We start from the raw sequence: 15,034 nt of genomic DNA, 5'->3' as shown, positions 1-15,034 counted from the left end.
TAGATAAACCATCTCTAAATTGTTCAGTTGTAATAGGACTACTAGGAGCTAGTACTTCAATTGCATAATCAATACTAGTAAATTCAGGTTTTAGGCAAATTGCCTATAAATAATATAATCGAACAAATTACGAAATTGATTAATAAAAAGGGGGGTTAACCCCCCCTATATTTTTTTAAATGATAAATTATTTCATCTGAAATAATGACATGTTTTGCATACTCATAAAAGTATATTGTGCAGCCTGCAAATTAGCCTGTAACATTACATAATTTGAAATAGCCTCGTACCAATCAACATCTTCGATTTGCCCAATTTGCGTTTCATATTCGATGTCCAGTGTTTTACCGTGTGCAATTAGTCGTTCAACCTCATTTAATACATTGCCTCCAGTCGCTCTAACCGTCGATATGTTATCAAACGAATTATCAACACCTTGACTAGCTTTAGATAAACCATCTCTAAATTGTTCAATCGTAATAGGACTACTAGGAGCTAGTACTTCAATTGCATAATCAATACTAGCAAATACATCCGTTTCTGCATTTGTATTATAACCCGACAAAAAAACCTTATCACCAGTAGAACTTAATGCCACTTCACGTGTTTCATCAATAAAAACATTTATTGTTGTCGAACCGCCAACATAATTAACCTTACCGGTCGGATCAACAACAAACGGAGGCGTATCATTTTTATTACCAGCAAAAAGGTAATTACCATCAGTATCTTGCGCATTAGCTAAAGAGACTAACTGATCTTTTAATCCTTGCAAGGTATTGGCTAAATCTCGTCTATTTCCATCGCTTAACGTCTCATTACCCGCATAAACTAACGTCTCTTTAATCGACTGCATAACCGTATTTGCTTCTTTAAGAACAGTATCTTGGTGACCTAATGATATATCAACACTTTCACGTGCAGCCTGGAACTGATTATTTCTTGATTGAGTTTGTTTTAATATTAATGCTTGTGCTGTACCCATAGGATCATCAGAAGGCGATAGTATTCTTTTACCGGTAGCCAACTGTAGTCCTGATTTTTGCCATTTAGTATTGGTGTTTAAAATACTATTTAAATTTTTTTGATACATTGAATTAGTACTAAGACGCATATTAAAATCCTTTTATCATTTGGCTAAACCTAAAATGGTATCGAATATTGTCGTTGCAACATCGATGATCTTTGCATTGGCTTGATAATACTGCATATAAACTTGCATAGAAATATATTCTTCTTCAATATTAACACCCGATATCGATTGATTTTGATCATTGATTTCTTGAGTAATATTTTGACTAGACTGTGCTGAAATTTTCGCTGTTTGTGTTTCACCGCCGACATAACTAACTAATGCAGTATAGGCACTACTTAACGTCTTTGTACCATTAACCAATTTTTCATTTTGAATATCAAGCAATTTTGCGACATTGCGATTATCACCGTTACCATTTTCAGCATCATCGATACCTGTTGCTAATTTATTAACATCTTTAACTAATAATTGTAAAGATGAAGCAACATCAGCAACAGGCTTAAGTAAAATACTGTCACCAGCGGCGGGGGAACCGTTTATTTCAATAGATAACCCATCAAAAACTAGACTACCACCTATAACCTGTGGGGTAACTTCTTGATTATCAGACAATCTTGTTACCACCCAATCGCTACCATTAAACTCAATTTTATAATCAGACGCTTTCATGTCTGTCACAGATTGATAATTAATTGTAGCCGTTGCATCACCTCGATTTTTGGCATTAGCTATACTACTAGGATGATTGTAATCAAATAATGGTCCACCTACATCGCCGTTAATATCAATTCCTGACATATGGACTTCATTAAAGCGCTCTGCTAAATTTAGAGCAAGTAAACCTAATTGATTACGCGCCTCAAGAAGAGGTCCTTCACGAAAAGTTAATAATCCATTTAAACGACCTGATGCAATATTCTGGCTTGTCAATTCCTGAGTTGCGCCAGAAGGATGTGTGTAAATAATGGTATTTAGAAATTGATCTTCTGTAGATGGTTGTACAGATAGCTGGTTAGTAGACGTCCCTTGCACTAAGGTCAAACCATTAGGGAGCGAAATATTATATTGTCCATTTTGCTCAGTAACAGTTATTCCAATGATTTCACTTAATTCATTAACTAATTGATCTCGTTCGTCAAGTAGTGCATTAGGTTCTTGACCACCACTTACAGCCTGTAATCTTGAAATTTTTTGATTAAGTTCAGCAATTTGTTTTGTATAAGAGTTGACCATATTAACATTGTCAACAATTTCAGTATTGATATTAGCCATCTGATTTTTCAGATTTAATTCTGTTTTATTGAATTGACTAACTAAAGCACTAAGATCATTAACAACATTCTGTTTTATCGCTGCATCGCCAGCATTCGAACTAAGCTTATTTAAGCTGGCAAACAGATTACTTAATTGTGAGGAAATACTACTCTCGTCTTCTGCTAATAAATTATCGACTTTCGACAGTTCATTATAATAAGTCTTTATCGATCCATTTTGTGATTGTGCTTGGCGTAGTTGACCAACCACAAAATTATTATAAACTCGATTAACAGATGAAACTAATACACCGTTACCAACAAAACCAAAGTTATATTTAGTGCCATTTGCTTGACTCAAAATTTGCTGCTGACGATTATAACCAGCCGTATGTGCATTCGTTATATTATTGCTTATTACATTAAGCATATTTTGTGCTGCATTTAATCCACTAATACCCGTATTCATCAATGAATTTGACATAAAAGCTCCTAATCCTAAATATAATTTCAGTCAATAATAATAAAATAAAAAAGTTATTCTTATGTATCGACCAAAAAGTACCAAACTTTAGTTTTTCTCAATAATAATTAAATTTTGTTAGTTTTAATTATTCCAATCAATTTATCTGTGCTGAAATTATTCTGACCCAGTAGATTGTTGTATTGTTTCTACCGGCTGTACTGCTGGCTGTTCAGGGCCCACAGGTTCTACTGGTTTTACTTCTTCTACTGATTTTACTTCTTCTGCCGGTTTTACTTCTTCTACTGATTTTACTTCTTCTGCTGGTTTTACTTCATCTACTGATTTTACTTCTTCTACTGGTTTCACTTCTTCTACTGGTTTTATCGGCCCTACTGGTTCTGATTCTGCTGGTTCTAACTCAATTGATTGTAATTGTTTTAAAAATTCAGTTCCCGTCATCATATTTTCATTTTCAATATATTGTTGGGCTACTTTATTTAAGATTAAAATACTAATACGTCGATTGGCATCTTCAGAGTAATTAGGATTATTTAAACCAACAGTATCAGCTAATCCAATAATTCGAATGATTTTGTTTGAATCTAATCCACCGGCAATAAGCTCTCGTCTTGACGAATTTGCTCGATCAGCAGACAATTCCCAATTACTATAACCGCGATCACCTGTTATATACTGACGCTCATCGGTATGACCAGATAACGTCATTTTATTGGGTAATGAATTGATAATTGGTGCTAACGCATATAAGATTTCTTGCATATTTGGATGAACTTTAGCGCTCCCTACATCAAACATTGGTTTATCATCAGTTGCTAAAATTTGAATTCTTAAACCCATCTCGGTAAGTTCAATAATAAGATTAGCCGCAAATTTCTTGAGTCTCGGATCAATTTCAAACATCTCTTTAATTTTACGTGCAGTCTCATTAAGTTGCGCTTTTTCAATTTCGTTAGGATCAGATTTTATCTGTATTTCATTTATTATCGTGTCTTTTTCTTCCCCCTCGCTTTTACTAGCATCATCACCACCACCAGGTATAGCGCTGTTACTATCACTCAAATTATTGCCACCATTTAAACCCAATATCAAAGGTGTTCTAAAATATTCAGCAATGCTCTTTAATTCTTGTGGTGTTGATTTAGAAATCAACCACATAACTAAAAAAAGTGCCATCATTGCGGTCATGAAATCAGCATAAGCAATCTTCCATGAACCGCCATGATGACCACCTCCATGCCCTGATTTTTTTTTGGAAACAATTATCCTTACTGACTTATCATTCATTTTTTATTATTCATTATTTTGTTTTGCATTAGCATTTTTATCTTTCACTTCTTGAATATATTTTTCTAATTCAAAGAAAGAAGGACGTTCATGTGAAAAAATCGTTTTTCGGCCAAATTCAATACAAATTTGTGGTGCATAACCATGCATACTTGCCACTAAAATGACCTTAGTACATTCTAGAATTTTTACTCTATCCGCATTTTTTTGTCTCAACAAAGCAGCCAGTGGCGAAACGAAGCCATAAGCCAGCAAAATTCCTAAAAATGTCCCAACCATAGCATGAGCAATAAGCTCACCCAATTCACTTGCTGGCCTATCTGCTTGCGCTAACGTATTAATCACGCCCATAACCGCCGCTACGATCCCAAAAGCAGGTAGCCCATCACCAACATTTGAAACCGCATCGGCTGGCTTTTCCAGTTCATGAGTACAAGTTTCGATTTCTTCATCCATTAATGCCTCAATTTCGTACACTTCCATATTGCCACTAATGATCAAGCGTAAATAGTCAGTAATAAAATCACAGATTTGAGGATTGGCTAAAATGAGGGGATATCGTTTGAATAATTCACTTTCTTTAGGATTATCAATATCTTCTTCGATAGATAATCCACCATTTTGGCGCACTTTAGTTAAAAGAGTAAACATTAAATTAATTAATGTTAGATAAAGGGTTTTGTTATATTTTGAGGTTTTAAATAAACCGCCTAATGATTTAAGTGTTGATTTTATTGCTTTTTTTTCATTACTTACAATGAAAGCACCAATAGCTGTACCACCAATGATAAGAAACTCTAACGGCTGAAAAAGTACTGCTAGAAATCCTCCACTTAATACATAGCCCAATAAGGCAGAAGCGATAACCACAATATATCCTATAATTATTAACATTGGCTTTCCTTTGTCTCCTTAAATATAATTAAAATTGTTCTTTTTTGTTACTATCACTAAACCTTTAGCTGATTTGCCGTAACTAAATTAAATGCACTAGGTATTGATAAAACTTGTAAGCATTTTGCTTGGCTATCTTTATGCGTTTTATTATTTTTTTCTGCTCTTGAAGGCGGTTGGCATAAGCTGCAAACAAAGCTATTGTGTGGATGATAAGCATGGGTAATAAATCGACCTTTACATACCTTACAGCACGATTGTTGCATAACCTTGCTTTCAACAAATTTGACTAAGATCCACGCGCGAGTCAACCCTAATACTGGTTCTTCATCTTTAGATAAAGAACATTGCTCTAAATAAAGTTGGTAAGCTTTTACAATGGCTTGAACACCAGATTTAGTACCATGTTTAACTAAATAATAGTAGGCATTATAAAATATACTTGAATGGATATTGGGTTCCCAAGTCATAAACCACGTGGTTGAAAACGGCAGTAGACCTTTTGGGGGGGGACATCCTTGTATCTCTTTATATAATTTGATTAACTTGCCTCGGCTTAGGTTGGTTTCACTTTCCAACATTTGAATTCTAGCACCGAGTTCAATTAATCGAATGGCTAACTGAACTTCTTTATACGTTTGAATGATGCTTTCGCTACTCATTTTTATCACTACCTACTTATTAATTGAATCTAAAAGTAAACTTGATAAAAGGATCCCTGTATGCATCTGTTTTATATCACTTACGCGAGACTCTTCAGTCAATTTTTCCATCATTGCCGAATTTTTAAAACGAAACTGAAACGTTAGTTGATTTGTTTCAGACAAAACTAACATTTGAGAAGCACTTAAATTACTCAAGATATCAGCTGTTTTTTCATCAATTCCCAATCGATACATTGCCATCACTTTATCTTTCTCAATCATTCGCTGGCTTAATAAAAGCGCTGAAAGATTTAAATGATGGATACACTTCAACATATCATCATCTTGTATATTTCCCAATTTAACCACCACTATCCATAATTTGCTTGCGATTGATAAATAAACGCAAATTTAATAAAAACCAGATTATGCTTGCTTTTTTAATTAAAGTTACATTTTTAAAAGCTAAAGGTCAACTAAAAAATAATTTCTATTTATTTTCAATTTATTTATATATAATTTACTGCTTTTATTCTAAGTTATAGATCAATTTTACTTTGAATTCGTTTAATTGCTTGGCTATGCAATTGACTAATTCGAGACTCACTGATACCCATCACTTTTCCAATCTCTTTTAGATTTAACTCTTCTTGATAATAGAGGGTTAAAACCATTTTTTCTTTTTCTGGTAATTTACTAATTTGTTGAACAATAATATCGCGAGTTTCATCGTTAATAAGCGATGAAAATGGGTTATTGTCCGTATCAGAATCGATCAACGCGTCCACATTGTCGCCTAATTTGGTTTGTATCTCATCGAAAGAGCAGATTTGACCGTAATTGGAATCTAGTAACACTTTACGATACTCATCAAGTGATAAGTGCAAATGCGTAGCAATCTGATGATCATTAGGGGGAACGCCAAGATTTTGTTCTAATTCGTTAATAGCATTTGCCACATCTTTGATCTTTTTACGTGTTTGTCTTGGTAGCCAATCTCGGCTACGCAGCTCATCTAACATTGCACCTTTTATGCGAGGAATGGCAAAGGTAGTGAACGTATAACCTTGTGACGCATCATAACGTTTTATGGTGTCTAACAAACCAATGTAACCAACTTGTAACAAGTCATCTAATTGAACGGTAGTTGGTAAACGAACCGCCAATTTTAGCGCTTCATTACGAACTAAATAGATATACTGTTGCCAATCAATTCGATTTACTACACCTTGAGAGTTATACAGGCTATCACTCATTTCTGACCCGATGTTGAAAAAATGCTAGCGCATATTATTGCAATAATTACCTAAATTAATGGCAAGAATAAGGAACTAAAAAATAGGTAATTAATATAATTAGCAATAATGACGTTAGAAACGCCATTATTGCTAAAGAACAAAATTAGAGTGACCGAATAATCTAATTTATATACTTATTGTAATAAAGATAAAACAGATTGCGGTACTTGGTTAGCTTGTGCTAATACTGAGGTACCAGCTTGTTGCAAGATTTGACCGCGAGTCATGTTAGATACTTCTTCAGCATAATCTGCATCTTCAATACGGCTACGAGCTGCACTTAAGTTATTTGAAGTGTTGTTAAGATTATTAACAGTTGATTCAAAACGATTTTGTAATGCACCAAGTGCGCCACGAGCCGTATCAATCATTCCTAATGCATCATCAATGGTATGTAACACACCTGCACTTATATCTTCCGCATGCGGCTTAGCAACATCCAAACTAGCAATACCTAACGAAGCTGCATCTATCCCTTTAATCTCAATGGTGAGAAACTCAGTATCGTTTGCACCTACCTGAATACGAAGTTTAGCAGTACCTACCGCAATAGCATTAGGATCATTGAGATCAGCTGTACCCATCAATACTTTAGTACCATTAAAATCAGTCTGTTTTGAGATACGATTGATTTCCCCTATTCGTTCTGTAATTTCAGCTTGTATTGAAACACGATCACTTGCTGAGTTAGTATCGTTCAATGCTTGAACAGTTAGTTCACGGATACGTTGCACGTTAGTATTCATTTCGCTTAATGCACCTTCTGCTGTTTGAGCAATTGAAATCCCATCATTAGCATTACGTGAAGCTTGATTTAAACCGCGAATTTGCGATGAAAAACGGTTTGCAATCGCTTGACCAGCAGCATCATCTTTTGCTGTATTGATACGTAAGCCAGATGATAGACGCTCGATTGCTGTACCAAGAACACCTTGTGATTTGTTAAGATTGTTTCGTGTCACCAAAGACATAGTATTAGTATTAATAACTTGTGCCATTTTTATCTCCTTTTTTATATTATTAGCAACATCAGCCTGATATTGAAGATATATTCAATATTGTTACTGATGGTCTAATTATCGGAAGTAAAAACCGAAACTTTAATTTTTTTTGAATTTTTATTTTATGTCGTCAAATTAAACCAAGTAGCTAAACTGTTTGATCAAAACGATTAAAGATCATAATACATATTTATAGTCGTTGATATATCGCTGAATAGGGCAGTTGGTAGCCTTCTTTCAAATGGCGACAAGGAGCTTGTCCCTACTTAATTAAGATACATTTCCTCATGAATCAATATTAGTGATATTGTTGATTATAAACTACGCAAAAGACAGCTATTATTATTAAAATAAGTAAAGCCTTGTGGCGAGTTTGCATAAAACAAATCAATAATTGCTGATGCTTGTAAAGATAATAGTCTTTATGGTTGAACGCATAAAAACAGATTATATAAGCAAAATAATGATGATTAACCGGCTCAAGAATTTCATTAATTTTGTTAATAATCACTTTGATTGTGCTAATAAAAAGCACTTTATTTTCAATAATCCCTCATCTATTTAATAATGAGTAATTCTACAGCTTGGTTATATCGTTACTGTCATTATCATAGCTCAAACGATTAATACGACGATTTATTGACTACATCATTTATCATAGGATAATTAACTTACTTTTTAAACTAACTTACTTTTTAATAGATAAAATAGATGACGAAATTCTCATTGCCAAACCCCAATTATTTATAAACAGAGATTAAATTAAAAATACTTAAACTTTTTATTAAATTGGTCGATAATATAACAGATGGATTAATTTATATTAGGATAACTATCATGGGAATGAGTATATTAGGAATTGGTTCCGGTATTGATTTGAATGAAGTATTAGATAATTTAGAAGCAGTTGAAAGAAATCGTCTTACGCCAATCAAAGCGCAACAAAAAGCCGTAAATGACAAAATAAGTGGTTTTGGCAAATTAAAGAGCGCGTTATCGACGTTTAATAGTGCAACAGCAAAACTCCAAAAAAAAGAGATCTTCCAACCGCGCACGGTAGTAGGGAATGACAACTATTTTACCACAAAGGTAAGTAGTAATGCTCAATTGGGGAATTACACTATTAATGTTGAGCAACTAGCTACCGCTCATAGCGTTGCAACTAACAATTTTAACAAAACAACCGCATTAGGTAATAACAACGCAACCCGCACGCTTTCGATTGAGCAAGCTAATGGGCAAAAGTTAGATGTCACTTTGTCACAAAACGAGACATCGTTGGAATCTATCGCTAATGCAATAAATCAAGCTAAAATCACTAATCCAGATGGCTCAATCAGCGATTCAACCGTAAATGCGACTATTGTCCGTTCTGGTGCAGACAGCTATCAATTAGTTATTACATCAAAGGAAACGGGTGAACAACAAACCATTACGTCGATTTCATCCGATGATGATGATGCGTTAAATTCGGCCATTGGCTTTAATATTAATAACGCATCATCGCCAATGCATGAGGTAAGCAGAGCACAGAGCGCGAAATTTACCTTTAATGGTATTGCCATCGAAAATGCATCGAACACAGTTAAGGATATTATTCCGGGCGTAGATATTACTCTAAAAGCCGTTACGACTACGACACAGAATTTAACCATCGGTGCTGATAATGAAAAAACTCAAGAAGCACTTAAAGAATGGGTCGATGCATTTAATCAATTACAATCAACAATATCGGAATTAACCAAATACACGGTCAGTGATAGTAGTTCTAGTAGCTCAAATAATAGTAATGGCCCACTAATTGGTAATTCAACACTGCGTAATGTCGATCAGAGCATTCGTTCTATTTTTTCTAAAGGTCAATCAGGAGAATTTTCCGTACTATCACAAATCGGCATTAATATGACTAAAGAAGGTACGTTAACGATTAATGAAAATGAGCTGAAAAAAGCGCTTAGCGAAAACAATGAAGCTGTCGCAGTTTTGTTTACTGGGGATGGTGAAACGACCGGTATTGCTAACGAAGTATTTGCTAAAGTAAGTAGCTTTATTGATAGTAATGGTGCAATTGATACAGCAACAAAAGGTTTAAATACAACGTTAAGATCATTAGATAAGCGTTATGATCAAATTAGCGACTCTATTGAACAAACCATTGATCGTTATCGAGCACAATTTACTAGACTGGATATATTAGTCAATGAATTAAATAGCACAAGTACTTACCTAACTACCCAATTTGAAATGATGGCAAATTTAAAGAAGAAATAAGGGACAGTTATGTATAAAGTAGGTTCTAACGCTTATAAGCAAGTGAATTTAGAAACTAGTGTTAGTCAAGCATCGCCTCATCAATTAATTGTGTTATTATTCGATGGGGCGCTTAATGCTATTCGTTTAGCTGATTTACATATGCAAAAAGGTAATATTCCTGATAAAGGTAAAGCGATTTCGAAAGCTATTAATATCATTGATAATGGACTTAAAAGCAGCCTTGATTTAAATCAAGGCGGTGAAATTGCCGAAAATCTGGATCAACTTTATCAATATATTAGCCAGCAACTTGTTTTGGCTAATTTGCATAATGATAGCAAAAAACTGCAAACTTGTTTTGATTTACTTGATAATATTGCCCAAGCATGGCGTGAAATAGCAGAATAATGGGAGTTTCAACTTTGAAAACGTCTTCGTTGTTAGGGCAATATGCACAACTTGATGAGATTGTTAAACAAATGTTAGTTGATGCTCAACAAGGAAATTGGGAGTCATTAATCAGTTGGCAAGTTAAATATCATCAATTAGCAGAAGATATTCGATTAACTGATGATATAACTACTGATATTGATGATATATCATTGCCACAACATGATACCATTCAAATGTATATCAATAATATCCTTACTTATCAGCAACAATTACAACAATTGATTCGTACTCGACATGTCGAACTGAGCAAAGTCATTGGCGAACAGGTGGATTATCAAACTAAAATTGCTAGCTATCATGAAATCGCGAATTTAATTTGAATAGAGCATTAAATGTCATTTAGCTTTCTTTGCTATCTAAAATCTAAACGACAATTAATTATACTGCTAAGTTGTAGGGACCAATTAAGCTAATCTGCTGTAAATTAATCCCTAAAATACTGTGCTTTTTAACTAAAATAGTTAATTGATAAGTTAACTTTAAAAGCTGTTTAAATATTCATATTCATGATTTCTTGATATGCAGCCACTAATTTATTACGAAATTGAATACCAAATTGTAATGAAATAGATGACTTTTGCATATTCACCATCACTTCATTCAACGAGATGTTAGGTTCACCCATCTCGAAGGCTTGAGCCTGTTTGCTAGCCTGTAATTGAACTTGGTTGATTTTATCTAATGCCATTTTAAATTCGGCTATAAAACTCGGTTCTTTGTTTATTGGTTGATTATTCAACTGCTGTTCTGGAAAGTCTAATTTAGCTAATGTTGCGCTACTAAAGGCATTAATGCTGTCCATAATAATAAAGGCCTATTTTCATCTTTTTAATTAAATTGAAAATTAAATTATCATAAAGATAATTATCTAAAAGCGATAACTAAAGGGTAAAGCGTGTGCTTTTTTAGCTATTGATTTTTTTAAATGGACAGATAATAGACTATAGAATTAATCTAGCCTGTTTAGAATTAGGATATATATGGATAGCCAAACTGCGGGTAACAACAAAGGCGAATCAGTATTAGATAAGTTACCTTTTATCAATCAATTAAAACAAAATCGTAAAATGCTACTCCTTATTTTAGGAGTAATTATAATTGCTATTAGTAGTATTATCTATTTATGGATTAAAAATGATAATTACGGCGTACTATATAGTAATTTAAATGATAAAGATGGTGGTGAAATCATCAGCCAACTTGAAAAGATGAACATCCCTTATAAATTTTCTTCCGCTGGCACGACCATCTTGATTCCGGATGACAAAATTTATGATACTCGCTTGAAAATGGCCCAACAGGGTTTACCAAAAGGCGGATCTATTGGTTTTGAGTTGCTCGACAAAGAAAGTTTCGGTATGAGTCAATTCAATGAACAAATTAACTATCAACGAGCTTTAGAAGGCGAATTATCGAGGACCATTTCGATTATTAGCAGTGTTGATGAAGCCCGAGTGCATTTAGCCATGCCTAAACCTTCTTTATTTGTTAGAGAAAGAAAATTCCCTTCTGCATCTGTCGCATTAACGTTATTACCTGGTCGTAGTTTATCTCAAGGCCAAATTGACGCTATTATTCACTTGATTTCGAGCAGTGTACCGGAATTACAAGCAGATAAAGTAACGATTATTGATCAAAAAGGTAATTTACTGACTGGTGAGCAATTCCGTGACAATAGCATTAATATTGCCCAATTGGAGTATGGTGAACGAATAGAAAATTCAACGCGTGAACGCGTCGAAAGGATTATCATACCTATATTAGGTAAGCAAAATGTTAAAGTGCAAGTTAATGCAGACATTGACTTTAGTCGGCAAGAATCAACAGCGGAAATCTATGATCCTAATAGTGATGTTGCCAATCAAACGATTCGTAGCAAACAAGAAGTTGATAATCGTCAATTAACATCAAGCGATACTAGTAGTGGTGTACCAGGTGCTTTAACGAATCAACCTGTTCCAACCCCTAGTGCACCAATTGATGGTGAAAATGAACCAAAAGATAACGATAAAGACGAACAGCAAAAAATGTATCATTTGCAATCGAATAGTACATTAAATTATGAAGTTAATCGTCAGGTAATTCATAGCAAGATTCCAGAGGGACGCATCAAGCGCTTATCGGTGGCGATTTTAGTTAATTATAAATTTGTCACAACCAATGAAACACAATCTTCAAATGAAGAAAGTTCAAATAATGAGGATAAAGATAATAACACAACTGAAAAATGGGTAAAACTCGATCAAGAAGAACTTGCTAATATTGAAGCGCTTGCGCGCCAAGCTATGGGATTTTCAGATGCACGAGGTGATTCTTTAACCGTAGCTAATTTGAAATTTACCGATCAAATTTTAGATGAAGGAAGTGACAAAATACTATTTTGGGAAAAACATGAATTATACGATATGGTAAAAACAGGTCTTAAATATTTAATTTACATTTTAGTAGCATGGTATGCATGGCGCAAAGTACTACGTCCATTGTGGATGAGATTAAAAGCTGAATATTTGAAGATTTTTGACAAAAAAGAACCTGATAGTAAGCCATCTGAGATTGTCTTAACCACTGAAGATAATGTACAACAACAGCAACGTATCCGTGAAATTGTTGGAAAAGATCCTCGCGTAATGGCACTTATTATACGTGGTTGGATGAGTAAAAAGGATAAGAAAAAATGAATTTTACCGACGCACAAAAAGCAGCAACAATTATAATGGTCTTGGGCGAAGAGCTCGCTGCGCAAGTTATGCAATTATTAAATAGTAGAGAAGTTCAACAAATTAGTAGCGCCATGGTAGGGTTACCTCAGTTAACGCAAGAGGATCTTAAAAATGTTCTTGGTGAATGTAGAACAACGCTTGATCATTGTGCGGTATTAAACACAGATACCAATAGTTATTTGCGATCCGTTCTAGAAAAGTCTATAGGTAGTGATAGGGCCGCTCGCCTGCTTGATGAACTATTAGATACCTATGAAGAGGATACAACTGATGGTTTAAAAATGCTTAACTTTGTCGATGCGGCTCGAGCAGTTGATTTAATCAAAAAAGAGCATCCACAAATTATTGCCACCATACTAATTCATTTAAATCGTGATTTAGCCGCCGAAATTTTAAATCTATTTGATGACGATTTACGTAATGATGTTACACTGCGTATTGCTACTTTCAAAGGAATAGAGCCTTCCGCGTTAGACGTCCTATCGACATCGTTATCAACTTTATTGCATGGACAAAATATTAAACTTAATAATATGGGTGGTGTTCGTACCGCTGCAGAAATCATTAATTTAATGAAATCACAACAAGAAGAGCTTGTTATCAATGCGTTACGAGATTATGACAACGATCTGGCACAAAAAATCATTGATGAAATGTTCTTATTTGAAACACTTATTGAAGTGGATGACAGAAGTATTCAACGTCTTCTTAAAGAGATAGATAATGAAACCTTGATCATTGCGATGAAAGGTGCATCAGAAGAATTACGCGAGAAACTCTTGTCCAATATGTCACAACGTGCTGCTTCAATAATGCGTGAAGATTTACAAAATAGACCACCAGTGCGCATGTCGCAAGTCGAAACCGAACAAAAGAAAATTGTGGTTATTGCACGACGTTTAGCCGAGGCAGGTGAGATAATCATAAATGGTGGTGATGATGAATATGTGTAATCAACCCCATACATTGGGTTGGAAACCATTACATTTTCAAGAATTGGCGCGGATGGAATTATCACCATTAGCAAGTCAATCTGAGTTGGAAGACTTGCAGGAAAATAAGCAGCAATCCGAGCAAGAAGAAGATAAGATTAGTATTAATACTGACGATCCTAAAATTGCTTTAGAACTCGAAAATATTAAACAACAAGCAAGAGAACAAGCCTACCAGGAAGGATTTAATCAGGGTAAAGAAGAAGGTTTTAATATTGGTAAACAAGCAGGTTATGAGGAAGGATTAGCAATAGGCAAGCAAGAAGGTCTTGAAAAAATAGAACAACAATTAAATGAAGAAAAGTTAAATAGTGCAAATTCAATCAAAAAGCTAGCAAATAGCTTTATGCAATCAGTTAATCAAATTAATGAAACTGTTACTCCAAAATTGTTCGATTTAGCTTTACTTGCTGCCGAAAAGACGGTTGGTTCACTACCGAATGTAAAACAAAAACAATTGATGCATACCATTAAAGCAGTTATTGAACAAACGCTAATCGTCGATCCGCCAATGACGATTCGATTAAATCCAAATGACTTTGTATGGCTTGAACCACTGCTGAATGATGAAATTGAGCGAAATGAGTGGCAGTTTATCGCCGATGCAAGTATTGAATTGGGTGGTTGCAAAATATTTACTCAAACTAATGAGATCGATGCAAGTGTCAATAATCACTGGCAAATTATTTCAGATAGTGTGCATGGAGATGAGAGTTAAG

15 protein-coding genes are annotated in these 15,034 nt (G+C 34.4%); 6 read left to right on the top strand and 9 right to left on the bottom strand.

The annotated features are described in order from the left end of the window. Positions 1 to 187: 187 nt before the first annotated feature. The 8 genes from flgL to AC5LXI_RS01550 form a co-directional block, all read right to left on the bottom strand. Positions 188 to 1,114, bottom strand: coding sequence for a flagellar hook-associated protein FlgL (flgL, locus tag AC5LXI_RS01585; protein ID WP_493443237.1), 927 nt, complete (start codon positions 1,112 to 1,114; stop codon positions 188 to 190). A 15-nt stretch (positions 1,115 to 1,129) separates the two neighbouring features. Beyond that, the gene (flgK, locus tag AC5LXI_RS01580; RefSeq protein WP_493443236.1) at positions 1,130 to 2,773 is read right to left on the bottom strand and encodes a flagellar hook-associated protein FlgK; all 1,644 of its coding nucleotides are present in this window, start codon (positions 2,771 to 2,773) and stop codon (positions 1,130 to 1,132) included. A 156-nt stretch (positions 2,774 to 2,929) separates the two neighbouring features. Beyond that, positions 2,930 to 4,060 (bottom strand): flagellar motor protein MotB, encoded by a 1,131-nt coding sequence (gene motB, locus AC5LXI_RS01575; protein ID WP_493443235.1) that lies wholly within the window; start codon positions 4,058 to 4,060, stop codon positions 2,930 to 2,932. Positions 4,061 to 4,066: 6 nt separating this feature from the next. Beyond that, positions 4,067 to 4,954, bottom strand: coding sequence for a flagellar motor stator protein MotA (gene motA, locus AC5LXI_RS01570; RefSeq protein ID WP_493443234.1), 888 nt, complete (start codon positions 4,952 to 4,954; stop codon positions 4,067 to 4,069). A gap of 56 nt (positions 4,955 to 5,010) precedes the next feature. Continuing rightward, entirely contained in the window at positions 5,011 to 5,616 is a 606-nt protein-coding gene (gene flhC / locus AC5LXI_RS01565) for a flagellar transcriptional regulator FlhC (RefSeq protein ID WP_493443233.1), read from the bottom strand. 12 nt (positions 5,617 to 5,628) lie between these two features. Beyond that, entirely contained in the window at positions 5,629 to 5,934 is a 306-nt protein-coding gene (gene flhD / locus AC5LXI_RS01560; RefSeq protein WP_493444228.1) for a flagellar transcriptional regulator FlhD, read from the bottom strand. Between the two features lie 203 nt (positions 5,935 to 6,137). Continuing rightward, positions 6,138 to 6,854 (bottom strand): RNA polymerase sigma factor FliA, encoded by a 717-nt coding sequence (locus tag AC5LXI_RS01555; protein WP_493443232.1) that lies wholly within the window; start codon positions 6,852 to 6,854, stop codon positions 6,138 to 6,140. A 176-nt stretch (positions 6,855 to 7,030) separates the two neighbouring features. Beyond that, positions 7,031 to 7,894 carry a flagellin N-terminal helical domain-containing protein gene (locus tag AC5LXI_RS01550; RefSeq protein WP_493443231.1) on the bottom strand — a complete coding sequence of 288 codons (864 nt, stop codon included), beginning with the start codon at positions 7,892 to 7,894 and terminating at the stop codon, positions 7,031 to 7,033. Between the two features lie 840 nt (positions 7,895 to 8,734). Here AC5LXI_RS01550 and fliD point away from each other — a divergent pair. Genes fliD through fliT form a run of 3 tightly spaced genes read left to right on the top strand, consistent with a single transcriptional unit; the run spans position 8,735 to position 10,923 of the window. Continuing rightward, positions 8,735 to 10,168: a flagellar filament capping protein FliD gene (gene fliD / locus AC5LXI_RS01545; RefSeq protein WP_493443230.1), complete on the top strand. Its 1,434-nt coding sequence runs from the start codon at positions 8,735 to 8,737 to the stop codon at positions 10,166 to 10,168. A 9-nt stretch (positions 10,169 to 10,177) separates the two neighbouring features. Beyond that, entirely contained in the window at positions 10,178 to 10,558 is a 381-nt protein-coding gene (fliS, locus tag AC5LXI_RS01540) for a flagellar export chaperone FliS (RefSeq protein ID WP_493443229.1), read from the top strand. After that, positions 10,558 to 10,923 carry a flagellar protein FliT gene (gene fliT / locus AC5LXI_RS01535; protein WP_493443228.1) on the top strand — a complete coding sequence of 122 codons (366 nt, stop codon included), beginning with the start codon at positions 10,558 to 10,560 and terminating at the stop codon, positions 10,921 to 10,923. Before fliS ends, fliT begins: the two co-directional genes overlap by 1 nt. Before the next feature lie 170 nt (positions 10,924 to 11,093). Here fliT and fliE read toward each other — a convergent pair whose 3' ends face one another. Then, complete coding sequence (fliE, locus tag AC5LXI_RS01530; protein WP_493443227.1) at positions 11,094 to 11,405, bottom strand: flagellar hook-basal body complex protein FliE; 312 nt, start codon at positions 11,403 to 11,405, stop codon at positions 11,094 to 11,096. Positions 11,406 to 11,583: 178 nt separating this feature from the next. Here fliE and fliF point away from each other — a divergent pair, with 178 nt between their 5' ends. From fliF to AC5LXI_RS01515, 3 genes are read left to right on the top strand one after another with little or no spacing between them, the layout of a single operon-like run. Next, positions 11,584 to 13,281, top strand: a complete 1,698-nt coding sequence (gene fliF, locus AC5LXI_RS01525) for a flagellar basal-body MS-ring/collar protein FliF (RefSeq protein ID WP_493443226.1) — start codon at positions 11,584 to 11,586, stop codon at positions 13,279 to 13,281. Next, a complete protein-coding gene (fliG, locus tag AC5LXI_RS01520; RefSeq protein ID WP_493443225.1) occupies positions 13,278 to 14,276 on the top strand; it encodes a flagellar motor switch protein FliG in 999 nt (332 codons plus the stop codon). Before fliF ends, fliG begins: the two co-directional genes overlap by 4 nt. Continuing rightward, on the top strand, positions 14,263 to 15,033 hold the full coding sequence (locus AC5LXI_RS01515) for a flagellar assembly protein FliH (RefSeq protein ID WP_493443224.1): 771 nt from the start codon (positions 14,263 to 14,265) through the stop codon (positions 15,031 to 15,033). The genes fliG and AC5LXI_RS01515 overlap by 14 nt, the downstream gene beginning before the upstream one ends. The last annotated feature ends 1 nt before the right edge of the window (position 15,034 follow it).

It is taken from the genome of Gilliamella sp. LMG 34361, from assembly GCF_984569075.1.
The sequence above is the reverse complement of the archived record's forward strand: the minus strand, read 5'-3'. Positions and strand labels throughout refer to the sequence as shown.

Excerpts from the sequence above, each read along its gene's own strand:
- flgL (WP_493443237.1), bottom strand. The coding sequence starts at position 1,114 with ATGCGTCTTAGTACTAATTCAATGTATCAAAAAAATTTAAATAGTATT.
- flgK (WP_493443236.1), bottom strand. The coding sequence starts at position 2,773 with ATGTCAAATTCATTGATGAATACGGGTATTAGTGGATTAAATGCAGCA.
- motB (WP_493443235.1), bottom strand. The coding sequence starts at position 4,060 with ATGAATGATAAGTCAGTAAGGATAATTGTTTCCAAAAAAAAATCAGGG.
- motA (WP_493443234.1), bottom strand. The coding sequence starts at position 4,954 with ATGTTAATAATTATAGGATATATTGTGGTTATCGCTTCTGCCTTATTG.
- flhC (WP_493443233.1), bottom strand. The coding sequence starts at position 5,616 with ATGAGTAGCGAAAGCATCATTCAAACGTATAAAGAAGTTCAGTTAGCC.
- flhD (WP_493444228.1), bottom strand. The coding sequence starts at position 5,934 with ATGTTGAAGTGTATCCATCATTTAAATCTTTCAGCGCTTTTATTAAGC.
- AC5LXI_RS01555 (WP_493443232.1), bottom strand. The coding sequence starts at position 6,854 with ATGAGTGATAGCCTGTATAACTCTCAAGGTGTAGTAAATCGAATTGAT.
- AC5LXI_RS01550 (WP_493443231.1), bottom strand. The coding sequence starts at position 7,894 with ATGGCACAAGTTATTAATACTAATACTATGTCTTTGGTGACACGAAAC.
- fliD (WP_493443230.1), top strand. The coding sequence starts at position 8,735 with ATGGGAATGAGTATATTAGGAATTGGTTCCGGTATTGATTTGAATGAA.
- fliS (WP_493443229.1), top strand. The coding sequence starts at position 10,178 with ATGTATAAAGTAGGTTCTAACGCTTATAAGCAAGTGAATTTAGAAACT.
- fliT (WP_493443228.1), top strand. The coding sequence starts at position 10,558 with ATGGGAGTTTCAACTTTGAAAACGTCTTCGTTGTTAGGGCAATATGCA.
- fliE (WP_493443227.1), bottom strand. The coding sequence starts at position 11,405 with ATGGACAGCATTAATGCCTTTAGTAGCGCAACATTAGCTAAATTAGAC.
- fliF (WP_493443226.1), top strand. The coding sequence starts at position 11,584 with ATGGATAGCCAAACTGCGGGTAACAACAAAGGCGAATCAGTATTAGAT.
- fliG (WP_493443225.1), top strand. The coding sequence starts at position 13,278 with ATGAATTTTACCGACGCACAAAAAGCAGCAACAATTATAATGGTCTTG.
- AC5LXI_RS01515 (WP_493443224.1), top strand. The coding sequence starts at position 14,263 with ATGAATATGTGTAATCAACCCCATACATTGGGTTGGAAACCATTACAT.